Source organism: Croceicoccus ponticola (genome assembly GCF_004004515.1).
GTDB classification, from domain to species: domain Bacteria; phylum Pseudomonadota; class Alphaproteobacteria; order Sphingomonadales; family Sphingomonadaceae; genus Croceicoccus; species Croceicoccus ponticola.
Genome location: NZ_RXOL01000001.1, coordinates 311,056 through 333,155, shown reverse-complemented (window position 1 = coordinate 333,155; position 22,100 = coordinate 311,056). Strand labels below are relative to the sequence as shown.

Here is a 22,100-nt window from a genome sequence, read left to right as displayed (position 1 = left end):
TTCGCGAAAGCGGTTCTGCAAGCAGCCGCCCGGCGCGAAGAGCGCGCGCCTTGCCATAGCGGCACGCCCCTGTCAAAAGCCGCCGCCGAATGGGGATCGCCCCAGCATCACGGGCCCACGCTTTCATGAACGCCAATTCGCCTTCTCCTCGCCGGTTTTTGCCCGGCGCACCGCTTACGGGCCGCATCGCCGTGCCGGGCGACAAATCGATCAGCCATCGATCGTTGATGTTCGGCGCGCTCGCGGTCGGGCGGACGACGGCGACAGGCCTGCTCGAAGGCGAAGACGTAATGGCCACCGCCGCCGCCTTGCGCGCAATGGGCGCGGGGATCGAGCGGCGGGACGATGGCACATGGGTCATCGACGGCGTCGGTGTCGGCGGGCTGTTGCAACCGGAAACCGCGCTGGACATGGGCAATTCGGGCACTTCGACCCGATTGCTGATGGGCCTTGTCGCCAGCAATGGCATTACCGCAACTTTTATCGGCGACGCCAGCCTGTCGAAACGGCCGATGGGCCGGGTGATCGAACCTTTGTCGCGCATGGGCGCCGCCTTCACCGCATCGCCGGGCGCCAACGACAGCCAGACATTGCCGCTCACGATGCGCGGCGCGCATCCTGCCGTGCCCATCGAATACCGCCTTCCCGTCGCGAGCGCGCAGGTGAAGAGCGCGGTCCTGCTCGCCGGGCTGAACACGCCGGGTGTAACCACGGTGATCGAGCCTGTCGCCACGCGCGACCATACCGAACGCATGCTGACCGGCTTTGGCGCGGACCTGACGGTCGAAGAAGTCGCTGGCGACCGCGTTATCCGCATTCGTGGCGGAGTCGACCTTAAGCCGCAGGACATCGTAGTTCCTGGCGATCCGTCGTCTGCCGCCTTCTTCGTCGTGGCCGCGCTGCTGGTGCCGGGATCGGACCTTGTCGTTGCCAACGTCGGCCTCAACCCCACTCGCGCCGCGCTGTTCGACGTGCTGCGCGCCATGGGCGGCAGTATCGACGAACTGGATCGGCGCGAAGTCGGCGGCGAACCGGTCGCCGATTTGCGCGTCCGGCACTCCGGTCTGACGGGAATCGATGTCGATCCTGCCGTGGCACCGGCCATGATCGATGAATTCCCGGTGCTTTTCGTTGCCGCTTCGGTGGCGAATGGCCGTACCGTCACGACCGGTCTCGACGAATTGCGCGTCAAGGAATCGGATCGGCTTTCCGCCATGGCCGCGGCGTTGACCGCCGCCGGTGCGCGGGTCGAAGAACGCGAGGACGGGCTGATTATCGACGGCAGTGGCGGGGAGCCGCTCCGCGGGACCGCCGATGCGATAACGACCCACCTCGATCACCGCATCGCGATGGCCATGGCCGTGGCGGGACTTGTCAGCCGCGACGGGGTGGATGTCGACGATACCGCACCAATCGCCACCAGCTTCCCGATGTTCGAAACCCTGTTGGCGCAGGCTCGCGCGTGAAAACCGACATGATCGTCACCGTCGACTGGCCGAACTTGATCGGGTTTCTCGGCATGGCCTGCATCATCTTTGCCTATGCCTATATGACCGCGCGCAAAGATCCCGATCCCTATATCCAGCATGGCGTGAACCTCGCCGGCGCGGCGCTGCTGACGGTTTCGCTCTATTATCACCCCAACCTGCCGTCTTTGGTGCTTGAAGGGTTTTGGGCCGCCATTGCCATCTGGGGCCTGATCAAAACCGCACGAACGAAGAGTGCCGCGCGCCGGCAAAATTCGGCATGATCATCGCTGTCGACGGGCCGACCGCGTCGGGCAAGGGTACGATCGCACGCGGACTTGCTCGCCATTATGGCCTTCCGCATCTCGATACCGGATTGCTGTATCGCGCCGTGGGCCTGCATGTAAGGAACCTGGGAGGTAACCCGGACGATCCGCTCGATGCCCGCCGCGCCACCGATTTTCCCGACCGGCTGCTGACAGATCCCACGCTTCGGCAAGAAGCGGTTGGAGCGCTTGCCAGCAGAGTCTCGGTACACAAGGACGTACGGGCGGCCTTGCTCGATCGCCAGCGCGCCTTTGCGGCACAGCCCGGCGGTGCCGTGCTGGACGGACGCGATATAGGCACTGTCGTCGCGCCCCATGCCGACGTCAAACTCTTCGTCACCGCTAGCGTCGAAGCCCGCGCCCGCCGCCGTCACGCCGAAATGCTTTCGCGCGGCGAGGACGTATCGTACGACGCAATACGAACCGACCTGATTTCCCGCGATGCCCGCGACCGCAACCGGGCCGAGGCTCCGCTGATCGAAGCAGCCGACGCGATCCTGCTCGACAATTCGGACATGGACGCCGCGCAATCGCTGGCCGAGGCCATCCGTCTGGTCGACGCAACAATGGCGCAAAAGGCTCGATAATCGCGCGCAGCCCTGTCGCGCATTTCCCGGTTTTGCTTGCCTTCGCCCCGAAATAGGCATATGCGCGCGCCCGTTCGACAGGCTTTGCCTGGGCGATGGCTCGAAGGGTTCGGCGGCACCTGCCGCCCCCTCCCGCACAATACCGGTTCCGCCGGCGCGTCATCCGCGCTGCCCTGCCGCTATTGTAATGCCATCGTCCGCGTGAGGTTCGAAGGACGCTCGCGCAGGCATTCGGCCTTGTGAGCAGTTCGGCCACAAAGACCAGCGGATACAACCGCTTGGCCGGAAAAATCGATTGAACGGGAATTAGATACACATGGCCACTACGGCAAACCCCACCCGCGACGATTTCGCGAAAATGCTTGACGAAACCCTCGGCAGTGAAGCCGACGGTGGTTTCGAAGGCCGCGTCGTCAAGGGCACCGTCACCGCAATTGAAAACGGCATGGCCGTCATCGACGTAGGCCTGAAGAGCGAAGGCCGCGTGCGCCTTTCCGAATTCGGCCGTAACGGCGAAGAAGGCGAACTGAGCGTTGGCGACGAAGTCGAAGTTTTCGTCGACCGCGTTGAAAACGCCGACGGCGAAGCGATGCTCAGCCGTGACCGCGCCCGCCGCGAAGCAGCCTGGGATCGCCTCGAAAGCGAATTCGGAGAAGGCAAGCGCGTCGAGGGCCAGATCTTCGGCCGCGTCAAGGGTGGCTTCACCGTCGACCTCGACGGCGCCGTGGCCTTCCTGCCCGGTTCGCAGGTCGACATTCGCCCCGTCCGCGACATCGCCCCGCTGATGGGCATTCCGCAGCCCTTCCAGGTGCTGAAGATGGATCGACGCCGTGGCAACATCGTGGTGTCGCGTCGCGCCGTGCTTGAAGAGACTCGCGCCGAACAGCGCAACGAGCTTATCGGCAACCTCGAAGAAGGCCAGGTCATCGAAGGCGTCGTCAAGAACATCACCGATTACGGTGCGTTCGTCGACCTCGGCGGCATCGACGGCCTGCTTCATGTCACCGACATGAGCTACAAGCGCGTCAACCACCCGAACGAAGTCGTGAACATCGGCGACACCGTCACCGTGCAGATCGTCCGCATCAACCAGGACACGCAGCGCATCAGCCTCGGCATGAAGCAGCTGGAAAGCGATCCCTGGGATGGCGTCGGCGCAAAGTACCCGGTCGGTGCGAAGCTCTCGGGCGTCGTGACCAACATCACCGAATACGGCGCCTTCGTGGAGCTGGAAGCCGGTATCGAAGGCCTGGTCCACGTTTCGGAAATGAGCTGGACCAAGAAGAACGTCCACCCCGGCAAGATAGTTTCGACTTCGCAGGAAGTCGAAGTCATCGTGCTCGAAGTCGACGCCGACAAGCGCCGCATCTCTCTCGGTCTCAAGCAGGCCCAGTCGAACCCGTGGGACGATTTCGCAGAGAAGCACCCCGTTGGCTCGACCGTCACCGGCGAAGTCAAGAACGCGACCGAGTTCGGCCTGTTCATCGGCCTTCCGGGCGATGTCGACGGCATGGTCCACATGTCGGATATCGCATGGGGCATTTCGGGCGAAGACGCGCTGGCGCTTCACCGCAAGGGTGAAGAAGTCGAAGCCGTCGTGCTTGACGTCGACGTCGAGAAGGAGCGCATCAGCCTTGGCATGAAGCAGCTCGAAAAGGGTGCACCGGCAGTCGGCGGCACGCCTTCGACGACCGGCCTCAAGCGTGGCGACGTCGTCACCGTCACTGTGCTCGAAGTTCGCGATGGCGGCCTCGAAGTGCAGGTTGGCGAAGATGGCGCGACCGGCTTCATCAAGCGTTCGGACCTTGGCCGCGATCGTGACGAACAGCGTCCCGACCGGTTCCAGACCGGCCAGAAGATCGACGCGATGGTCACCGGTTTCGACCGCACCAAGAAGCCGAACTTCTCGATCAAGGCTCGCCAGATCTCGGAAGAGAAGCAGGCCGTCGAGCAGTACGGTTCGAGCGATTCGGGTGCCTCGCTGGGCGACATCCTTGGCGAAGCTCTCAAGAAGCAGAGCTGATCCCGTAACTGCGGCGGCGCCAGCGCGAGCTGGTGCCGCCCGCTTGCAACAGGGACCGTGGTGACGTCAGCGGGTTCGCCCCGTGGGATTAATCGATGGTCCTGAAAAAACGAAAGACCCGCCGCGCAGATTTGCCGGCGGGTCTTTTGCTTTCCGGCGTGTGCATCCCTATCTGGAATGACTGAAGGCCCAGTTCGCCCGCCGAAAGAGCATCGCCATGATCGAAGTTCATCAATTCCCGTGCCTCTCCGACAATTACGGCTTCCTGCTGCACGATTCCGAAAGCGAGGAAACGGTCTGCATCGACACGCCCGATGCCGACACCTACATGCGTGAAGCCGCTGCCAAAGGGTGGCAGATCACGCAGATCTGGAACACGCACTGGCACGCCGACCATGCGGGCGGGAACGAGGCAATCAAGGGGGCAACTGGCTGCAAGGTCACCGCGCCCAAGGGCGAGGCGGCCAAGATCGCGGCAGTGGACCACACGGTCGATGGCGGCGATCGGGTCATGATCGGCGCGCATGAAGCGATAGTCATCGACGTCGGCGGCCATACCAACGGCCACATCGCGTACTACCTGCCCGATGCAGGGATCGCGTTTGTTGGCGATTCGGTTTTCGCACTTGGTTGCGGCAGGATGTTCGAAGGAAATCCGCAGCAGTTCTGGGAGAGCCTGTCGCGCATCCGCGACCTGCCCGGCGAAACGCTACTTTATTGCGCGCACGAATACACCGCGGCGAACGCGCTGTTCGCTCTCCACGCCGATCCAGAAAATAGCGACCTTCAGGCCTACGCCGAAGAAATTCGCCAGCGACGCGAGCGTGGAAAGCCGACGGTCCCCACCAGGCTCAGCCGAGAATGCGCGACCAATCCGTTCCTGCGAGCCGACAAAGCCGACATTAAGACCCGGTGGGGCGGTAATAGCGCGAGCGAAACCTTTGCCGCCCTGCGCTGTGCAAAGGACGTCTTCTAGCCGCGATCAGCCCTGAGCTGCGGAAAAAGTCACGTGCAAGACTTTGTCGGGTCCAGATCCGCGCAGCCAGTTCGGCCATGATCGCGAATCGATCGACACGGCGCATGAAACGGTCCCGTGAAACCAACCCATCGCTAGCCTTAGAACGAAACCCGGCTAAGGTCGCAACCAAGCTCTACCCGCAACGCAAACGACCGGCGCGATGGCCGGTCGTTCAAACGCAAAGATGTGTAATCGGCGCGAACGCCGATAAGCTGGATCAGAGCGCGGAAATCGTCTGATCCACCAGCGAACGGTCCGCGTCGGCGTTATGCTTCTGCGCGATGATCGACGCAGCCGCGGCTGTCGATGCTCGTGCGGCATTGTTGCGCAATTCGTCGATGGCGGCACGTTCCGCGGCCGCGATCTTGTCTTCGGCCATCTTGGTGCGACGCTCCACCATCGTGACACTGTCAACTTGCGCTTTGGCGACGATAATATCCGCCTCGGTCCTCGCATGGTCGAGCATGGCCGCCGCATCTTTTTCGGCATTGGCGATCTTGTCGGCATATTCCTTGCGGAGCGCCTCTGCCTCGGCGCGAAGCTTCTTGGCTTCGTCAAGCTGCGACTTGATCTCTGCGATCTTTCTGTCGAGCCCGCCGGTGATTACCTTGGGCACGCCCTTCCAGATCAGCACGCCGATGAAGACCAGCATGGCCAGGCTGACCCAGGCACCCGGTCCTACGAAACCGAAGGCAACCGGCTCGACGTGCTCGCCCTGATGCTCTGCTTCAAGCCCTTCGAGCTTATCCGCATCGGCGAGATGCTCTTCGACGCTCATCGTGCCGTCGGCAGCGGTGAGGACGGTCAGGAAAGCGGTCATCACATGGCCTCCTTGACGGCCATGCGGGCCGTGTCGAGTGTGACGTCAATACCGGCAATGCGCTGGACGATGCTGGCAGCCGCCTCGCTGGCGACATCCTCGATCTCGGCCGCCGCAGCCTTCTGCGCTTCGGCGATCCGTGCTTCGGCCTTGGCCATCTTGTCGTCCAACTGTGCCTGGGCGGCAGCCAGTGTCTTGTCCCGACTGATCGCAGCCTCGCCCTTGGCCTTAGCGACAAGCGCCTGTGCCTCGGCTCGGTTGGCGTTTTCACGCATACGCCAGGCCTCTTCCTCGGAATCAGCCTGCATACGAGCAGACTGAGCCGCGGCGAGATCGTCGCTGATCTGCCTGTCGCGCACGGCCACGGTGTCCATGACCTTGGGAACCATCCCCTTGCCGACAACGAAGAAAACCAGGCCGAAGATCAGCAACAGCCAGAAGATCTGACTGGAGTAGGTCGCGGCCAACTGTTCTATCTGGGGCATCGCGGAAGGCGTCCTGTTACGGGATCAAGCAGTAAAAAACACACGGCCTGCCGGCCCGCCACGACGGGCGGACCGGAAAGGCCGAGATACGTTCGATCAGGCGACGAAGATCAGGATCATCGCGACGACGAACGAGAGCAGGCCGAGAAGTTCGGCGGCGGCGAAGCCGATGAACAGGCGACCCTGCTGGCCGTCGGCAGCACCTGGATTGCGTAGCGCACCTTCGAGGAACGAACCGAAGACGTTACCCACACCGATGGCGGCCATGCCGGCACCGATCGCAGCGAGGCCCGCACCGATGAGCTTTGCGCTTTCTGCTTCCATGATAAATTCCCTTTTTCTTGAATTCTAATGACTTGAGACGAAAACTTAGTGAAGATTCTCGGCGTCGTTGATGTACAGCGAACTCAACAGCGCGAAGACGTATGCCTGAATGCCTGCGACCAGTATCTCCAGCGCGCAAATAGCGACCATCAGGATAAAGCTGAGCACGGCGACCACAGGACCGATGCCCGACGCCATCGCGTTGAAGCCGTCGATTACGAAGCTGGAAAGCACTTCGAGCAAAACGTGGCCGGCCATCATCGCGACGAACAGTCGGAGGCCGAGGCTGAACGGGCGAACCAGAAACGAAACCAGCTCGATGCAGAAGATCAGCGGGATCATCACCAGCGGGGTGCCGTGCGGCACGAACAGGCTGAAGAAGTGCAGCTTGTGCTTGGCAAAGCCCACGATCAGCACGATCGCGAAGGACATGATCGCCAGGATACCGGTGATCGTGAAGTGACTGGTAAAAGTGAATGGGTGCACACCCACGACGCCCAAGGGCATGAGCCCGAGGATGTTCGCAAACAGGATGAACATGAACAGCGAGAAGATATAGGGCACGTACTTGCGCCCTTGCTTGCCGACGTTCGCTTCGAGCATGTCATCGACAAAGCCGGTGAAGCTTTCCACCGCCATCTGCCAGCGACCGGGCACGAGCTGACGCTTCATGCCACCTGCCACGAAAATCCAGAGCCCGACGGCCGCGAGCGCCATCCACAACGCCGAGTTCGTGAAGGCGATGTTATAGCCGAACAGCTCCATGTGATCGGTGCCGAACAACGGCTCGATCGTGAACTGGTGCATCGGGTCGACTTTGGCTTCGGTTGCCACGCGTGTTTCCCTGTCGCCTTATGAACGACAGCGCCCCCTCCACTCCCCTCATCGGGATCAGTCGGGACGCTGGTTCGAAATCCGTATGATGTTTCTGAAGGCGACGATGATCCCAAGGAACAACATCACCAACAGGCCCCAGGGCGACGTACCTGCAAACCGGTCGATAACCCAACCGATCAGGCCGCCACCAACAAGACCGCCCAGCAATTCCGCCAGCACCCTGGAACCGAGGCGGTAATTCGCGTCGGTCCCCTGGACTTGCGGACGGTTGCGTTCGTCTTCCCGCTCTCGCGCGGCCTTAAGCCGGGCGTCGAGCGAATCGATGCGCGCATCTTCGCCGATTGGTTCCTGTCCGGACTGCTCTTCACTCATGCAGGTTCCTCCCAATGAAAGGCCCCTGCAAGCGCAACGAGCTGCCCGTCGAGGGCGCGGCCCCTTTAGGAAAGGGGTTTGCCCAAGTCAACATGGCCCAATGGTCGAATAGCGCGATTTATGCGGCAACGCACAATGCCAAGCCTGCACGCCAATCGGCTGTCAGGCGAAGACCGGCAGGATTCAGCCCGCCGAAGGGCAGCGTGGATCGACCCTTGCCGGGCCGGAACCGCGCGTTTGCCAACTGCCGTCGGGAGCTTGGTATTTTTCACCGGGTACGGTTCGAGCGATCAGCAGGCAGCCTTGGGTAAAGGCAAATTCCTCGATCGTGACACCCTGCGAACGGGCACGGTCGGCATAGCTGGCCTTGCGCCGGATATTGAGATCGTCGACCAGCTTCTTGATCTCCGTCGACGGACTGCCGACGATGCCGAGATAGCCGTCCATCTTTTCTCCGATCGTGCCATTGGCACGCGCGGCGGCATAAGCCGGATCGCGACCTTCGGCAGCAGCGGCTGGGGCGACTATGAAGGCCAGCGCCCCGACCGCAAGCAGCGGGGCGGCGAGCAGCGCGACGGCGGCCTTGCGTGCGAAATGGCGGTTGCTGGTCATCAGAAGATCTCCGGATTTTCCGCGATGTTCTCTTCCGCCGAATCCACAAGGCGGTAGAGAACTTCCTGTTTTATGTTCACGTTTAGCTCGATCACGATCGGCTCCGACGGCGCGTTCACGTTCACGCATGCGCTCAGCGTCACCGAACATGCCAACGCGCCCGCGATTATCAGCCCGCGAGCGAAATGGCTTTGCCGTTCCGATGCCCCCATTTCCCAATTCCTCATCGGGAAACTGTTCGCACCGGCGGCAGCCGGCGTCAATCGAGCCTTCCATTGCTCGTTTCTCATGGCATCTTCTCGCTTTCCGAAGGCTGAATGTCGTTTTGCGTCGTCGGATTTTCCACCGGCAGGATGTCCTCACCCCGTACTGCCTCGCCAGAGGGGACCAGTTTGTTGCCCTCCACGTCGATCAGGCCCAGCTCTCGCGGATCGCGGACAGAGGCCGGGTCGTATAGCGACTTGAAGCTCGACAGCAGTTGCATGAACGGTGCGCGCACGTTGACGTCGAACCGGATTGGCAATTTGGCGAGGCGGCGGGTGATGATGTTCTTTTTCGCCCCTTCGCCCTGCGTAACGCCGTCTATTTTGACCCGTGTGACGATCTCGCCCTCGAGCCTGCCGTCGAGGCCGATGCGCATCGCGGTGTAATCAAGCGATTTGAGCGCGTCGAAGGCGTAATTGGCGATGGGGTGCAGGTTTTCGTATGTCAGCGCTCCGATATAGGAAACGTTGCCGCCGGGACGACGCGAATTCAACACGCCGCCTTCGATTCGCCCGCCGTTTTCGTCGAAGATCAGAGGAATGGTCCCATCGAAAGTGCCGGTCGCCTGAAGGTTGGCAAGCTCCATCCGTTCGAGGAAACGCGCGGCATCGAGGCCGACGATGTCGAACACATAATTGCGCACCTCGGTCTGGCCGAGATTCATGCGCGTCGTCCGCATAGTCAGGGTGCCGCCAAGGAACGGGAAGCTCGTCGCGTTCAATTGTAAAGCGAGATCGCGCTCGATCTGGAAATCGACGTAGCCGTCAGTGACGACGATGCCGGGATTGATCTCGCGGATCGCAAGCCGCTGGTTCGGTTTGGTGACAAGGCCCAGAAGGTCGCTGAATTCAACCGTCCCGGACAAACCGCGCACCGGCCCGAAGGCGGCAGCGAAGTCCAGCGAATCGGAGCTGAAAGCGCCGATCGATGTCACGCCCGCCGCGTTCCAATCGATTCGCCCCGTTCCGGTGACCGTTCCTTCGGCATTAGCGATGGTGCCCAATGCGAGACGAGTTACCGTGTCGGGCTGTAATGTCCGGTCGAACGTGATGCCGGGAATGTCGAGATCGGCGTGGCCCGTCCCGCTGGACAAGTGGTGGACGATATCCGTTTCGACGATCGTGCGATCGGTCGTCGCTTCGTGCAGCATGGCTTTTGCTGTGATCGTGTCGTTCGCAAAGCGCAGCGTCGCATCGCGGGCGACCATTGGCTGAAAGCGCGCGTCGGATTGCCGGTCGGTCACGCGCAGGTCGGCATTGGTGACGATCAGGCCATCCTTACGCCACGCCCAGTCGCCCGACGCCTGCGTCATGTCCAACGGCACTGCCGCAAGGCGGATTTCGGCGTTGGCGAATCGGCCTGAAACGTCATCGCCGATATTCGCCGTAAGCTCGCTGAGATGAAAGCGCGTCGCGGTCGCCTGAGGACCCAGCGCGATATCAAGATCTCGCGCGACGAGCGTTCCGGGAATGCCCAGCCCGATCGGCCCGCCGCGAATTGTCGCAGGCGTCTGACCCAGCATGCCCGAAAGGTTGACCGTTGGGACGCCCGCGGCAAAGCGCGTGCCCGCACCGTCGCTGCGCAGGATCGCGCTGTTTTTTGGCGGACAGACCAACAGCGATTGGTTCTGCAAGGTAAGGCTGGCCAGTTCGAGCCGCTCAAACGTGGGCGTCACGCATTCGGGCCACAGCGCCAGACCCTGACGCGGGCGCCAGCCGCCCGTGATCGGCAGGCGCAATCCTGTAACCCGTCCGCCGGGAATCGCGCCGCTCGCTTGTATCGTGCCATCGACGCTCACGAAGCCGGATTCATCCTGCCGCACGGTCATCGTCGGAATCGCCAGCCGGGCATCACCCGCCGCATATTCGGCAAGCGCCAGTTGCATCGTGCCCTGCCCGCCGGCGGTCTGTTCCATCCGACCGGAGACGCGCGGCATGTACCGTCCGCCGGTCTGGAAATGCCCAGCGAATCGCGGCGCTCCGCGCCCGCTCAGCGTGAACTGGGCGCGCGACAGCGACAGCAACGCCGCCCCGCTGCTGCCCTGCCATTGCGCGCGCGGAATGGTCAGGGTCGTGCGGTCCGGCCCGAATCGCGCCTTTACCTCGCCGTCCAACTTGCTGCGGCTGCCTTCGTCCGCCAGCGCGCGGCGCAACTTGGCGATCAGCGGCGCGAACAGGGTTCCCCCGGCGGTCGCTTCGTATCCGGCCAGTTGCCCGTCAAGGCCCGGTCCGGGACGCAGCCCGACCCCTTTGAAGCCACCGTCGAACGAGATATTGGCGAACCCGTCGCGGGCGCGAACCGCGCCATCCAGACCCAGCCGTGACAGCGACGCCCCCGCCAGCCTTGCATCGGTTCCAGTAAGATCAAGATCGCTGACGAAACCGCTGGGGCCATAGGAAAGCGCGATATCGCCAGCCACGCTGCCCAGGGATTGCCCGGCCACGGAAAGCTTTCCGCCCGCAAATTTCGCCTTGCCGCGCACGGCATCGAACTGGTCGCTGCCGGTCACGTTGAGCGACAGCACGGACTTGCCCAAAGCGAAGTCCTTGCCTTCGCAAGCGACGCCCCCCAGCCGCAACGGCCCTGAAAAGCTCGGCCGCCCCTTGGCGATGGCGATCGCGCCAAAGATGCTGGTGTCGCGCGCGACGCAGTCGCCGTCCGACAGCCGCGGCGCGATGGCGCCCATGACGCCAGAAAACCCGTCGCTCAATTTGCCATCGCCGGTCAGCTTGATACCGACATTGCCGTAATCGCTGCGCACCAACGCTCGCCCATCATCAATGGCGACGCGCAGGTCGGGAAGCTTGAACGGTTCTTCTGATGGACCGGCGTACAGCACCCTGTCGAGCGTCCCGAAACTGACCCGCCCGTCGACCAGCCGCCCGTAAAGGCGTGGCTTTACCAGACGGACCGAACCGATGGTCGGCATTCCGAAGTGATAGCGGATCGAGACTTCCGCCCGTTCGGCGGTCATGTCGGGCCTGGCGGGATCGCCGATCACGACATTTTCGATCACCTGCCGTTGTGCGCCGATGCCAGTGATTTCGTACTGCACGGGCAGATCGTACTGTTCCAGCGCATCGCGGATAAGGCGGTCGGCAATGTCGACCCGGCTGAACCACGCCGCGCCGAAAGCAACCGCAATCAACGCCGCCCCGCCGATAGCGGTGCGCACGAGATAACGCCTGCGCCGGGAAGGCAAGCGCTGTCGTTCTGCGATGTGGGAAGTGCTTTCCATCTGGTCCTGTGTCAGCCGCCGGCGGTTCCTTCCACCGCCCACGGCTCGGTGGAACTTGCGCGGGGCTCGCGCCAAAGGCAATGCTTCTAAACGCTTATCAGCGCCGGGTGTTTCCCGGCAGGGAGTTATTCGCTTGCAGGACGGCCAAAAGGAACTGCCGATGGGATCGGTGCCGGGGGCCGAAGCCGGAACTGGCGACGAGCGTGCAGCCAAACAGCCGGACGGCCTCGATCCCAAAGGACACCGCGCCCGGCTGCGCACGCGGATGCTGGATGGGGGCGAAGATGCGCTGGCCGATCACGAAGTTGTCGAATACCTGTTGATGACCGCGATCCCGCGCCGCGACGTAAAGCCGCTGGCGCGCACGCTGCTCAACCGGTTCGGAGGCCTTGCGGGCGTATTCAATGCCGATCACAAGTCGCTGGCCACCCATCCCGGCATGGGTGAAACCAGCGCGGCGGCCCTGAAGATCGTGGCGCTCGCCACTCGCCGCCTTGCCCGCGCGCGGGTGCAGGACCAACCGGTCCTGGGATCGTGGCAGGCGCTGATCGATTACCTGACCATCGACATGGCGCACCTGACGGTCGAACGCGTGCGCGTGCTTTACCTCAATGCGCAGAACCGACTGATTCGCGACGAGCATCTTGGCGACGGGTCGCTGGACGAAGCCGCGATTCACCCGCGTGAGGTTATCCGCCGGGCAATGGAACTGGGCGCAGCGGCGATGATCCTTGTCCACAATCACCCCAGCGGAAATCCCGAACCCAGCCGCGCCGACATCCAGATCACCAACCGCATCGCCGAAGCCGGGGGATTGCTGAATATTACTGTTCACGATCACATCATTATCGGACGTTCGGGCCATGTTTCGCTGCGATCTAAAGGCCTGATCTGATGTGCATCGCGGTCTGCGGCTGGCGCTCCGCCCCCGACTTCCCGCTGGTCGTCATCGCCAATCGCGACGAATTCCACGAACGCCCCACCGCGCCGTTGTCACGCTGGAGCGACGGGAGCGGAATCGTGGCGGGGCGCGACATGCGATCGGGCGGAACGTGGCTGGGCGTGTCGGAAGACGCCGGGCGACTGGCGCTCATCACCAATTTCCGCGAACCCGGCAATCACGACCCCGTCGCCCCCTCGCGCGGAGCCCTGGTGAGCGACTGGCTGACCGGCGAATGGCGCCGGGTGGAGGATCGGCTGGACCAACTGGATCGTTTCAACGGGTTCAGCCTGATCCTGATCGACCGGCAGAAAGGCTGGGTCGTCGATAACCGGTCATTGGCCGCACCTTTTGGCATGCCGACGGGCGGTTTTTACGGCCTGTCCAATAGCCCGTTTGCCGCACCTTGGCCCAAGGTCGACCGACTGATCGGAGACATGCGCGGCATCATGGACATCGGGCCGCCCGACGAAGACGCCTTCTTTGCCATGTTGGCGAAGGGCGGGCCAGCAGAGGAGGCCGACGCCGAAACGGCGCCGATCTTCATCGAGAACCCGGCCTATGGCACGCGCTGCAGCACGGTCATCACGATCGGCGCAAACGGGCGTGGCGCAATCGCGGAACGGCGGTTCGACTCCTTGGGCAAGGTCACGGGAACCACGCGGATCGAGCTTTCCTTTCGGGCCTGTTCCTATTGGGCCTGAGGTTCCTTCTGGACCGCAGCTATCGCGATACCCGCCACAATGATCACCATGCCCACGGCGTGGTACCAATGCAGCTTTTCACCCAACAGCAATGCCGCGAGCAATGCGCCTGCCACCGGCATCAACGCGATAGCCTGACCCGCAATAGCCGCCCCGGCCCGCGCGACGGCGGCGTTGAACAGGAAATAGGCGACCACAGAAGGCAGGACCGCAATATAGGCAACCGCGCCCACCGTTTGCGCGTTCCACGCAATTTGGCGACCCGGCATCATCAGCGCCACCGGCAGCAGGATTAGCGCGCCGCCTGCGAACATCACGAACAAAAGGCTCGCAGGGCGCACTTTGGGGGCGAGGCGCAGGAGTACCGTGTAGATGGCCCATGTGACGCACGCACCGAAGACGAGCAGGTCGCCCTTGCCCAGTTGCATTTCGATTGCCGCCTGCAGGTTGCCGCGAAAGATCGTGAAGGCCGCGCCGCACACGGAAAGCGCGATGCCGACCACTTTCCACGTCGCCTCCCGCTGCTTGAAAACGAGCGCGGCGATGACCAGCACGAGTGCCGGGATCGTCGCCTGCATCAAAAGTGCATTGCTGGCGGTCGTGTACAACAGCCCTTCGTAAAGCAGGGTGTTGAAGCCCACGATGCCGGTCACGCACAGCGCCAGCACCGGTTTCCAGGCGGCGCGAATCGCAGGCAGGTCGGCGCGTAGCCCGCGCCACGCGATCGGGGCCACCACCAGCGCCGCACCGATCCAGCGCAGCAGGGCCAGCGAAACAGGGTCGATGTCACCGCGCACCATACGCCCGACAATGGCATTGCCCGCCCAGAAAGCGATCGTGGCGCCGAGCATCGCGTAAGTCAGCCAGTCGATCTTTCGCTTCGCCATGATTGCCCCGCGCGTCATGGCACGGGCCTTTAGCAATGCCGGGCGGGCCTGTCTCTACCAAGCCAAATATGCACTCGGCCCCAAATCCCCGAACCTTCGAATCCCCCAACCCCCTTGCCATTTCGGCCCCCTCCCCCTAGCCGCCGCGTCGCACGCAAAGCCAAGCCTGAGCCGGAGTCGAAAATGGTCCCACGTTATGCCCGCCCCGCGATGACCGCGATCTGGGAACCGGAAATGAAGTATCGGATCTGGTTCGAGATCGAAGCGCACGCGACCGACAAGCTGGGCGAACTGGGTGTCGTTCCCGAAAGCGCGAGCAAGGCGCTGTGGGACTGGTGGGCGACGAACCCCAAGATCGACGTCGAGGCCATCGACGCAATCGAAGCGGTGACCAAGCACGACGTCATCGCGTTCCTGACGTGGGTTGCCGAAAACGTGGGCGATCAGGCACGCTTCATGCATCAGGGCATGACCAGTTCCGACGTGCTGGACACGACGCTCGCCGTCCAGATGGACCGCGCCGCCGTGATCCTCCTCGACGATCTCGACAAGTTGCTCGCCGCGATCCGCACGCGGGCCGAAGAGCACAAGTATACTCCGACAATCGGCCGCAGCCACGGCATCCACGCCGAACCTGTGACCTTCGGCCTCAAGCTGGCCGAAGCCTACGCCGAATTCGCGCGTTGCAAGGACCGGCTGGAATTCGCCCGCCGCGAAATCGCCACTTGCGCGATTTCGGGCGCGGTCGGCACGTTCGCCAATATCGATCCCAGCGTCGAAGCCTATGTCGCCGACAAGATGGGCCTCGCCATCGAGCCTGTGTCGACGCAGGTCATCCCCCGCGACCGTCACGCCATGTTCTTTGCCGTGCTGGGCGTCATCGCCAGCAGCATCGAACGCCTGTCGGTCGAAGTGCGCCACCTTCAGCGCACCGAAGTGTTGGAGGCGGAGGAATACTTTTCGCCCGGGCAGAAGGGTTCGTCGGCCATGCCGCACAAGCGCAACCCGATCCTGACCGAAAACCTCACCGGCCTTGCCCGCGTTGTGCGCGGTGCGGTGGTTCCGGCGATGGAGAACGTGGCGCTCTGGCACGAACGCGACATCTCGCACTCTTCGGTCGAACGGTTCATCGGCCCCGACGCGACGATCACGCTGGACTTCGCACTGGCCCGCCTGACTGGCGTAGTCGAAAAGCTGCTCGTTTATCCCGAGCGCATGCAGAAGAACCTCGACCGCATGGGTGGTCTGGTTCACTCGCAGCGCGTGCTTCTGGCGCTCACGCAAGCCGGAGTCAGCCGCGAAGATGCCTATCGCCTCGTGCAGCGCAACGCGATGAAGGTGTGGGATTCGGACGGCCAGCTTTCGCTGCTCGAACTGCTGCAAGCCGATGCCGAAGTGACCGCGGCGCTGACCGAACAGCAGATCGAGGAAAAGTTCGACCTCGACTATCACTTCAAGCACGTCGACACGATTTTCGCCCGCGTGTTCGGGTAAGGCGTGGTGGAACAGGGCGTGCTTGCGCCCCACTGGTCAAGCGCCGCGAACCCGCCTAGGTTTGCCACCCAGAGAGTTCGGGTCGCATGACAACGGGAGAAAGCGGTTTGCAGGTAATCAGGACCATCGTGTGGGCATTGATCGTGGCCGCGCTCGCGGTCTTCGCATATGCTAACTGGTTCCGCATCGACGTGACGATCTGGAGCAGCGTGGTGCTGAACACACCGTTGCCGATGATCATCCTGACCTCGTTTCTGGCCGGGTTCCTGCCGATGTGGCTATTCCATCGCGCGGGCTGCTGGCGACTGAAGCGGCGGATAGCTGCGCTGGAGGCGGCGCAGCGTTCGCTGATCGCCACGCAGCAGGAGCGCGAAGAAGCGACCATCGTCATTCCCGAAAGCGAAAAGCCAACCCTGCCATGAGCAATCCCGTCTTCGTTGCGATCGACATGCCGCGCCTCGACGCGGCAAAGGCGCTGGCCGAAAAGGTCAAGGGCCACGTCGGCGGGATCAAGTTGGGGATGGAATTCTTTTACGCGCACGGCCACCACGGCGTGATGGAAATGGCCCATGTCGGCCTGCCCATCTTCCTCGACCTCAAGCTTCACGACATCCCGAATACCGTAGCGGGTGCGATGCAGTCGATACACGTGCTCGAACCCGCCATCGTGACCGTGCACGCCAGCGGCGGGCGCGCGATGATGGAAGACGCCAAGGCGGCCGCCGGCGAAAACACGAAGGTCGTGGCCGTCACTATGCTCACCAGCTTGGATGACAACGACCTTGGCAGGATCGGCGTCGCCGGGTCTGCGCACGATCAGGTGATGCGCCTCGCCGATCTTGCGCATGCAGCGGGGCTCGACGGCATCGTCTGTTCGGGGCACGAAGTTCGCGCGGTGCACAAACAATGGAAGAACGGTTTCTTCATTGTCCCCGGCCTGCGGCTTGCCGACGGATCGGCAGGCGACCAGAAACGCGTCGTGACCCCGCGTCAAGCCCGCGACGATGGCGCAAGCGTGCTGGTGATCGGGCGGCCGATAGCCCGCGCCGATGACCCGCTCGCTGCCGCGCGCGCGATCGAAGCCACGATCTGATCATGCTGGCTGGGCTGACCGCACTGGCGGTTGCGGCGAACGTGTTTGCTGCGCCATCGCTGCCGCCCGAAACGACCGTGCTTGCCGCGCCGCGCGCAGGATACGTGCTTCCGGGCTGTTCGCGGGTCACCGCCGGACCGGTCGACGGCGGCTGGGACCCTTCTGACGCGGACATCGCCGACATGGAAGTGGCGTTGGCTTCCACGCTGGGCTCGCTTGGCAACCTTCCAGTCTATTCTCATGGCACCGAAAGCCCCGACCCGTTGACTTACGTCGCAAACGATCCGCGTTGGCAGCGCGAGATCATCGGGATAATCCGGGCCGGCCGGCCAGTCGTTTATGGCAACTATTTGCCCGCGGACATCGATGTGAATTCAGCGCGTTTGCCGAGTGATATTTGCGACGGTGGCCCGATCTTTTTCGGCGTGGAATACGATCTTGCCACCGGCACGATCACGCACCTTTCGTTCAACGGTGGGCTTGGCGGACCGTTCTGGCCGACTTACGCACCATGAAGAGTGCGATCCTGATCGAGCCGGCTCGCGTCACCGATCTTCCCACTCTCGATGACATGATCGAAAATTGCTATCGCGGCGATCATGCGCGGATGGGCTGGACGAACGAGGCCGATCTGGTTGGCGGCAAGCGGCTGGCAGATGGCGAGCTTCTTACCCTATTCGCAAGCCCCGATACCGTGATCTTCGTGGCGCGGCAGGGCGAAGATATCGTCGGGTGCGTCACCGTGACCGACCGTCCGCCAGACACCGCCTATATCGGATTGCTCTGCGTCGACCCGCCATTCCAGTCGGCCGGTCTTGGCAACCGGCTGCTGGCCACGGCGGAAATGCTGTGCCGTAACCTTGGTGTGGCGCGCGCGCGCATGACCGTGATTGAAAGCCGCGACAGCCTGGTCGAATGGTACCTGCGACAGGGCTACGCGCCGACGGGAGAGCGGGAGCCGTTCCCCGTGCCGCAACCCGAGCCGCTGTTTTTCACGGTGCTGGAAAAGCCGCTCGGCAAAGCCTAGGCCCCGGGCCATGACGACTCGCATCAAGATTTGCGGCATTCGCGAAGGCGATGCCTTGGAAGCTGCCATCGCGGCCCACGCCGACTATGCCGGGTTCGTGTTCTATCCGCCCTCCCCCCGCGCAGTGAACCCACGCGAAGCCGCGGTGCTCGGCGAACGCGCATTGGGCCGGATTCAGCGCGTCGGCCTGTTCGTCGATGCACGGGACGAAGATATCGGCGAAGCGGTCGAAGCGGCAAGGCTCGACGTGCTGCAACTTCACGGACAGGAAACCCCCGCCCGCGCGGCGGCCCTTGGCGCGCGGTTCGGCCTGCCGGTGTGGAAAGCACTGCCTGTCGCCGGGCTCTCTGACATTCAGCTTGCCGCTGCCTATCGCGACGCTGCCGACCTGATCCTGTTCGATGCCAAGACCCCAAAGGGCGCGCTTCCGGGCGGCATGGGCCTGCGTTTCGACTGGTCCCTGCTCAGCGGTTACGTCAGCCCGCTGGCATGGGGCCTTGCCGGCGGCATTGGCCGTGACAACGTGGCCGAGGCGCTGGCTATGACCGGCGCGCCGCTGGTTGACGTTTCTTCGGGCGTGGAAAGTGCGCCCGGCATCAAAGATCCGACCCTGATCGCCGCATTCTGCCGTGCGGTTCGCGCGCCCTAAACCGCTCGCACGATCTGGACAGGGATCAGCCCTTCTGCCAAGCGCGAACCATGAACGACGCACCTGCCCCCAACAGCTTCCGCAACCAGCCCGACGAACGTGGCCACTTCGGCCAGTTCGGCGGTCGCTACGTTTCGGAAACGCTGATGCCGCTGATCCTTGCCCTCGAAAAAGAATATACGGCGGCAAAATCGGACCCGGCCTTCGCCGAACAGTTCGAGGACTTGCTTGAACACTATGTCGGTCGCCCCAGCCCGCTGTATTACGCGGAACGCCTGACCGAAGAACTGCGCAAGGACGCGCCAGAGGGCATGGGCGCGCAAGTCTGGTTCAAGCGCGACGAGCTTAACCACACCGGCGCGCACAAGATCAACAATTGCGTCGGGCAGATCCTGCTCGCCATGCGGATGGGAAAGACGCGGATCATCGCGGAAACCGGCGCGGGCCAGCACGGCGTCGCGACGGCGACGGTGGCGGCGCGCTTCGGCTTGCCTTGCGTCGTGTACATGGGCGCCAAGGACGTGGAGCGGCAGCAGCCCAACGTTTTCCGCATGAAGCTGCTTGGCGCAGAGGTCATTCCGGTCAAGGCCGGCGCCGCCACGCTCAAGGACGCGATGAACGAGGCGCTGCGCGACTGGGTCGCCAATGTCCACGACACCTTTTACATCATCGGCACCGCGGCTGGCCCGCACCCCTATCCCGAACTGGTCCGCGATTTCCAATCCGTGATCGGACGAGAGGCGCGCGAACAGATGCTGGCGCGCACTGGCCGCTTGCCCGACCTGCTGGTCGCGGCCATAGGCGGCGGATCGAACGCGATTGGCCTGTTCCACCCGTTCCTCGATGACCCGAGCGTAAAGATGCTCGGCGTTGAAGCGGCGGGCCACGGGCTGGACAAGGAACACGCAGCAAGCCTTGCGGGCGGATCGCCCGGCATCCTGCACGGCAACAAGACCTACCTGTTGCAGGACGATGACGGCCAGATCCTCGAAGGCCATTCGATCAGTGCAGGGCTCGATTACCCCGGCATCGGCCCCGAACATTCGTGGCTGAAGGAATCGGGACGCGTCGATTACACTTATGCGACCGACAAGGAAGCGCTCGATGCTTTCCAGCTGCTGTGCCGGACGGAGGGCATTATCCCCGCACTGGAACCCAGCCACGCCGTCGCGGCGGTGGTAAAGGTCGCCCGCGAGATGCCGCGTGACGCGATCATCTGCGCCAACATGTGCGGGCGTGGGGACAAGGACATCTTCACCGTCGCCGCTGCGTTGGGAGTGGAACTTTGAGCCGCTTCGACAAGGCTTTCGGCAAGGGCCGCGCCGCTCTCGTCTGCTTCGTCACCGCCGGTGACGGCGACACCGCTGCCGTGCTCGAAGCGCTGGTCGAAGGCGGGGCGGACGTGATCGAGCTGGGCATGCCCTTCACCGATCCGATGGCCGACGGTCCTGCGATTCAGCTCGCGAACCTGCGTGCGCTCGGCAAGGGCACGACGACCGCCGATATTTTCGCCATCGCGACCGCGTTTCGCGCGCGCCACCCGCAAGTGCCGTTGGTGCTGATGGGCTATGCCAACCCGATGATCCGGCGCGGTGCCGACTGGTTCGCGGACCAGTGCAAAGCCGCTGGCGTCGATGGCGTAATCTGCGTCGACACCCCGCCAGAGGAAGATGCCGAGCTAGGCCCCGCATTGCGGGGCGCGGGCGTCGCCACGATCCGCCTTGCCACGCCGACCACGGATGCCGCACGCCTGCCGACCGTTCTCGAAACGGCGACAGGGTTCCTTTATTACGTTTCGGTCGCCGGGATCACCGGACTGCAACAGGCCTCGACCGACACGATCGACCAGGCTGTCGCCCAGCTCAAGTCCGCGACCGATCTGCCCGTGGCCGTAGGCTTTGGCGTACGCACCCCCGAACAGGCCGGGGCCATCGCCCGCGTGGCCGATGGGGTCGTCGTCGGTTCTGCGCTGGTTGAACTGGTGGGCAAATACGGCGACAATGCCCCGGCAAAGGTGCGCGAATTGACGGCGGCACTGGCCCAAGCCGTCCACACCGCAAGGGAGAACGCCTGATGAGCTGGCTCACCCGCGTCCGCGACAAGCTTCCGTTCGGTGCCAAGCGCGATACGCCCGACAATCTCTGGCAGAAGTGCAAGAACTGTCAGGAGATGCTGTTCACCAAGGAATACGAAGAGAACCTGTGGGTCTGCCCGCGCTGTGACAATCACGGTCGCATTGGTGCGGACTGCCGCCTGTCTCAGGTGATGGACGCGGGATTCACGGTTCTGAGTGCGCCCAGCGTCAAGGAAGATCCGCTCAAGTTCAAGGATTCCAAGCGTTATTCAGACCGGCTGAAAGCGGCGCGCGCCGCAGCGCCGCATCCCGATGCGCTGACCAATGCGTCCGGCACCATCGACGGGCGCAAAGCAGTCGTCGGCGTGCAGGATTTCGGCTTCATGGGCGGATCGATGGGCATGGCTGTGGGCGACGCGTTCCTGTCCGGCGTGGACCGCGCCGTGGCGGACGGTTGCCCCTATGTCATATTCACCGCGGCGGGCGGCGCGCGAATGCAGGAAGGCATCCTGTCGCTGATGCAGATGCCGCGCACGACCGTTGCGATCCAGCGGCTCAAACGCGCAGGGCTTCCCTATATCGTCGTGCTGACCGATCCGACCACCGGAGGCGTCACGGCAAGCTATGCCATGCTGGGCGACATCCAGATCGCCGAACCCAACGCGCTCATCGGTTTTGCCGGACAGCGCGTGATTCAGGACACGATCCGCGAAAAACTGCCCGAAGGGTTCCAGCGCGCCGAATATCTGCTGGCCCACGGCATGATCGACATGGTCACGCATCGCAAGTATCTGCGCGAAACGCTGGTCGATGTCATCGACTACCTGATGGCGGCCAGACAGGCCGCCTGACAGGCCGGC

At 63.3% G+C, this 22,100-nt stretch carries 25 protein-coding genes; 16 read left to right on the top strand and 9 right to left on the bottom strand.

Annotated elements, in window-relative coordinates:
• The first annotated feature begins 125 nt into the window (after positions 1-125).
• From aroA to gloB, 5 genes are all read left to right on the top strand, one after another.
• Positions 126-1,466, top strand: coding sequence for a 3-phosphoshikimate 1-carboxyvinyltransferase (gene aroA, locus EKN06_RS01645; RefSeq protein WP_127611133.1), 1,341 nt, complete (start codon positions 126-128; stop codon positions 1,464-1,466).
• A gap of 8 nt (positions 1,467-1,474) precedes the next feature.
• Complete coding sequence (locus tag EKN06_RS01640) at positions 1,475-1,750, top strand: CBU_0592 family membrane protein (RefSeq protein WP_127611935.1); 276 nt, start codon at positions 1,475-1,477, stop codon at positions 1,748-1,750.
• A complete protein-coding gene (locus EKN06_RS01635) occupies positions 1,747-2,379 on the top strand; it encodes a (d)CMP kinase (protein ID WP_127611132.1) in 633 nt (210 codons plus the stop codon). Before EKN06_RS01640 ends, EKN06_RS01635 begins: the two co-directional genes overlap by 4 nt.
• Positions 2,380-2,695: 316 nt before the next feature.
• Positions 2,696-4,402 (top strand): 30S ribosomal protein S1, encoded by a 1,707-nt coding sequence (rpsA, locus tag EKN06_RS01630; protein WP_127611131.1) that lies wholly within the window; start codon positions 2,696-2,698, stop codon positions 4,400-4,402.
• Positions 4,403-4,619: 217 nt separating this feature from the next.
• The gene (gloB, locus tag EKN06_RS01625) at positions 4,620-5,378 is read left to right on the top strand and encodes a hydroxyacylglutathione hydrolase (protein ID WP_127611130.1); all 759 of its coding nucleotides are present in this window, start codon (positions 4,620-4,622) and stop codon (positions 5,376-5,378) included.
• A gap of 259 nt (positions 5,379-5,637) precedes the next feature.
• On the opposite strand, the gene EKN06_RS01620 is transcribed toward gloB, so the two are convergent.
• The 8 genes from EKN06_RS01620 to EKN06_RS01585 all read right to left on the bottom strand — a co-directional run bounded on the left by EKN06_RS01620 (position 5,638) and on the right by EKN06_RS01585 (position 12,372).
• The gene (locus tag EKN06_RS01620; RefSeq protein WP_240654555.1) at positions 5,638-6,240 is read right to left on the bottom strand and encodes a F0F1 ATP synthase subunit B family protein; all 603 of its coding nucleotides are present in this window, start codon (positions 6,238-6,240) and stop codon (positions 5,638-5,640) included.
• Positions 6,240-6,725 carry a F0F1 ATP synthase subunit B family protein gene (locus EKN06_RS01615; RefSeq protein ID WP_127611129.1) on the bottom strand — a complete coding sequence of 162 codons (486 nt, stop codon included), beginning with the start codon at positions 6,723-6,725 and terminating at the stop codon, positions 6,240-6,242. The genes EKN06_RS01620 and EKN06_RS01615 overlap by 1 nt, the downstream gene beginning before the upstream one ends.
• A gap of 96 nt (positions 6,726-6,821) precedes the next feature.
• Entirely contained in the window at positions 6,822-7,049 is a 228-nt protein-coding gene (locus EKN06_RS01610) for a F0F1 ATP synthase subunit C (RefSeq protein ID WP_127611128.1), read from the bottom strand.
• Between the two features lie 45 nt (positions 7,050-7,094).
• Positions 7,095-7,856 (bottom strand): F0F1 ATP synthase subunit A, encoded by a 762-nt coding sequence (locus EKN06_RS01605; RefSeq protein WP_420810776.1) that lies wholly within the window; start codon positions 7,854-7,856, stop codon positions 7,095-7,097.
• Between the two features lie 84 nt (positions 7,857-7,940).
• Positions 7,941-8,258, bottom strand: coding sequence for an AtpZ/AtpI family protein (locus tag EKN06_RS01600; protein ID WP_127611126.1), 318 nt, complete (start codon positions 8,256-8,258; stop codon positions 7,941-7,943).
• A gap of 183 nt (positions 8,259-8,441) precedes the next feature.
• Complete coding sequence (locus EKN06_RS01595) at positions 8,442-8,870, bottom strand: YdbL family probable chaperone protein (RefSeq protein ID WP_127611125.1); 429 nt, start codon at positions 8,868-8,870, stop codon at positions 8,442-8,444.
• Positions 8,870-9,160, bottom strand: a complete 291-nt coding sequence (locus EKN06_RS01590) for a YnbE family lipoprotein (protein WP_338068053.1) — start codon at positions 9,158-9,160, stop codon at positions 8,870-8,872. The genes EKN06_RS01595 and EKN06_RS01590 overlap by 1 nt, the downstream gene beginning before the upstream one ends.
• The gene (locus EKN06_RS01585) at positions 9,157-12,372 is read right to left on the bottom strand and encodes an intermembrane phospholipid transport protein YdbH family protein (protein WP_127611124.1); all 3,216 of its coding nucleotides are present in this window, start codon (positions 12,370-12,372) and stop codon (positions 9,157-9,159) included. The genes EKN06_RS01590 and EKN06_RS01585 overlap by 4 nt, the downstream gene beginning before the upstream one ends.
• A 160-nt stretch (positions 12,373-12,532) precedes the next feature.
• Here EKN06_RS01585 and radC point away from each other — a divergent pair, with 160 nt between their 5' ends.
• Entirely contained in the window at positions 12,533-13,267 is a 735-nt protein-coding gene (gene radC, locus EKN06_RS01580) for a RadC family protein (protein WP_127611932.1), read from the top strand.
• A complete protein-coding gene (locus EKN06_RS01575) occupies positions 13,267-14,016 on the top strand; it encodes an NRDE family protein (protein ID WP_127611123.1) in 750 nt (249 codons plus the stop codon). The genes radC and EKN06_RS01575 overlap by 1 nt, the downstream gene beginning before the upstream one ends.
• Here EKN06_RS01575 and EKN06_RS01570 read toward each other — a convergent pair.
• Positions 14,004-14,903 (bottom strand): DMT family transporter, encoded by a 900-nt coding sequence (locus tag EKN06_RS01570; protein ID WP_127611122.1) that lies wholly within the window; start codon positions 14,901-14,903, stop codon positions 14,004-14,006. The two genes, EKN06_RS01575 and EKN06_RS01570, sit on opposite strands and share 13 nt — an antisense overlap.
• Before the next feature lie 183 nt (positions 14,904-15,086).
• Between EKN06_RS01570 and purB the strand changes: the two genes are divergently transcribed.
• The 9 genes from purB (at position 15,087) to accD (ending at position 22,091) form a co-directional block, all read left to right on the top strand.
• Positions 15,087-16,397, top strand: a complete 1,311-nt coding sequence (gene purB, locus EKN06_RS01565; protein ID WP_127611121.1) for an adenylosuccinate lyase — start codon at positions 15,087-15,089, stop codon at positions 16,395-16,397.
• Positions 16,398-16,483: 86 nt separating this feature from the next.
• Positions 16,484-16,819 (top strand): LapA family protein, encoded by a 336-nt coding sequence (locus tag EKN06_RS01560; protein ID WP_127611120.1) that lies wholly within the window; start codon positions 16,484-16,486, stop codon positions 16,817-16,819.
• Positions 16,816-17,490: an orotidine-5'-phosphate decarboxylase gene (pyrF, locus tag EKN06_RS01555; protein WP_127611119.1), complete on the top strand. Its 675-nt coding sequence runs from the start codon at positions 16,816-16,818 to the stop codon at positions 17,488-17,490. The genes EKN06_RS01560 and pyrF overlap by 4 nt, the downstream gene beginning before the upstream one ends.
• 2 nt (positions 17,491-17,492) lie before the next feature.
• The gene (locus EKN06_RS01550; RefSeq protein ID WP_127611118.1) at positions 17,493-18,005 is read left to right on the top strand and encodes a hypothetical protein; all 513 of its coding nucleotides are present in this window, start codon (positions 17,493-17,495) and stop codon (positions 18,003-18,005) included.
• Complete coding sequence (locus EKN06_RS01545; protein WP_127611117.1) at positions 18,002-18,517, top strand: GNAT family N-acetyltransferase; 516 nt, start codon at positions 18,002-18,004, stop codon at positions 18,515-18,517. Before EKN06_RS01550 ends, EKN06_RS01545 begins: the two co-directional genes overlap by 4 nt.
• Before the next feature lie 10 nt (positions 18,518-18,527).
• Positions 18,528-19,166: a phosphoribosylanthranilate isomerase gene (locus EKN06_RS01540; protein ID WP_127611116.1), complete on the top strand. Its 639-nt coding sequence runs from the start codon at positions 18,528-18,530 to the stop codon at positions 19,164-19,166.
• A gap of 50 nt (positions 19,167-19,216) precedes the next feature.
• On the top strand, positions 19,217-20,455 hold the full coding sequence (gene trpB / locus EKN06_RS01535) for a tryptophan synthase subunit beta (RefSeq protein WP_127611115.1): 1,239 nt from the start codon (positions 19,217-19,219) through the stop codon (positions 20,453-20,455).
• Positions 20,452-21,240: a tryptophan synthase subunit alpha gene (gene trpA, locus EKN06_RS01530; RefSeq protein WP_127611114.1), complete on the top strand. Its 789-nt coding sequence runs from the start codon at positions 20,452-20,454 to the stop codon at positions 21,238-21,240. Before trpB ends, trpA begins: the two co-directional genes overlap by 4 nt.
• On the top strand, positions 21,240-22,091 hold the full coding sequence (gene accD, locus EKN06_RS01525) for an acetyl-CoA carboxylase, carboxyltransferase subunit beta (RefSeq protein WP_127611113.1): 852 nt from the start codon (positions 21,240-21,242) through the stop codon (positions 22,089-22,091). The genes trpA and accD overlap by 1 nt, the downstream gene beginning before the upstream one ends.
• Positions 22,092-22,100 lie beyond the last annotated feature (9 nt).

Bases quoted from the DNA above. Each gene is read 5' to 3' on its own strand.
- pyrF (WP_127611119.1), top strand. From the start codon at position 16,816: ATGAGCAATCCCGTCTTCGTTGCGATCGACATGCCGCGCCTCGACGCG.
- trpB (WP_127611115.1), top strand. From the start codon at position 19,217: ATGAACGACGCACCTGCCCCCAACAGCTTCCGCAACCAGCCCGACGAA.
- EKN06_RS01560 (WP_127611120.1), top strand. From the start codon at position 16,484: ATGACAACGGGAGAAAGCGGTTTGCAGGTAATCAGGACCATCGTGTGG.
- aroA (WP_127611133.1), top strand. From the start codon at position 126: ATGAACGCCAATTCGCCTTCTCCTCGCCGGTTTTTGCCCGGCGCACCG.
- radC (WP_127611932.1), top strand. From the start codon at position 12,533: ATGGGATCGGTGCCGGGGGCCGAAGCCGGAACTGGCGACGAGCGTGCA.
- EKN06_RS01585 (WP_127611124.1), bottom strand. From the start codon at position 12,372: ATGGAAAGCACTTCCCACATCGCAGAACGACAGCGCTTGCCTTCCCGG.
- gloB (WP_127611130.1), top strand. From the start codon at position 4,620: ATGATCGAAGTTCATCAATTCCCGTGCCTCTCCGACAATTACGGCTTC.
- EKN06_RS01620 (WP_240654555.1), bottom strand. From the start codon at position 6,240: ATGACCGCTTTCCTGACCGTCCTCACCGCTGCCGACGGCACGATGAGC.
- accD (WP_127611113.1), top strand. From the start codon at position 21,240: ATGAGCTGGCTCACCCGCGTCCGCGACAAGCTTCCGTTCGGTGCCAAG.
- EKN06_RS01605 (WP_420810776.1), bottom strand. From the start codon at position 7,856: ATGCACCAGTTCACGATCGAGCCGTTGTTCGGCACCGATCACATGGAG.
- EKN06_RS01570 (WP_127611122.1), bottom strand. From the start codon at position 14,903: ATGGCGAAGCGAAAGATCGACTGGCTGACTTACGCGATGCTCGGCGCC.
- EKN06_RS01550 (WP_127611118.1), top strand. From the start codon at position 17,493: ATGCTGGCTGGGCTGACCGCACTGGCGGTTGCGGCGAACGTGTTTGCT.
- EKN06_RS01575 (WP_127611123.1), top strand. From the start codon at position 13,267: ATGTGCATCGCGGTCTGCGGCTGGCGCTCCGCCCCCGACTTCCCGCTG.
- EKN06_RS01610 (WP_127611128.1), bottom strand. From the start codon at position 7,049: ATGGAAGCAGAAAGCGCAAAGCTCATCGGTGCGGGCCTCGCTGCGATC.
- EKN06_RS01540 (WP_127611116.1), top strand. From the start codon at position 18,528: ATGACGACTCGCATCAAGATTTGCGGCATTCGCGAAGGCGATGCCTTG.
- EKN06_RS01640 (WP_127611935.1), top strand. From the start codon at position 1,475: ATGATCGTCACCGTCGACTGGCCGAACTTGATCGGGTTTCTCGGCATG.
- EKN06_RS01590 (WP_338068053.1), bottom strand. From the start codon at position 9,160: ATGAGAAACGAGCAATGGAAGGCTCGATTGACGCCGGCTGCCGCCGGT.
- EKN06_RS01545 (WP_127611117.1), top strand. From the start codon at position 18,002: ATGAAGAGTGCGATCCTGATCGAGCCGGCTCGCGTCACCGATCTTCCC.
- EKN06_RS01635 (WP_127611132.1), top strand. From the start codon at position 1,747: ATGATCATCGCTGTCGACGGGCCGACCGCGTCGGGCAAGGGTACGATC.
- EKN06_RS01600 (WP_127611126.1), bottom strand. From the start codon at position 8,258: ATGAGTGAAGAGCAGTCCGGACAGGAACCAATCGGCGAAGATGCGCGC.
- purB (WP_127611121.1), top strand. From the start codon at position 15,087: ATGGTCCCACGTTATGCCCGCCCCGCGATGACCGCGATCTGGGAACCG.
- EKN06_RS01615 (WP_127611129.1), bottom strand. From the start codon at position 6,725: ATGCCCCAGATAGAACAGTTGGCCGCGACCTACTCCAGTCAGATCTTC.
- rpsA (WP_127611131.1), top strand. From the start codon at position 2,696: ATGGCCACTACGGCAAACCCCACCCGCGACGATTTCGCGAAAATGCTT.
- EKN06_RS01595 (WP_127611125.1), bottom strand. From the start codon at position 8,870: ATGACCAGCAACCGCCATTTCGCACGCAAGGCCGCCGTCGCGCTGCTC.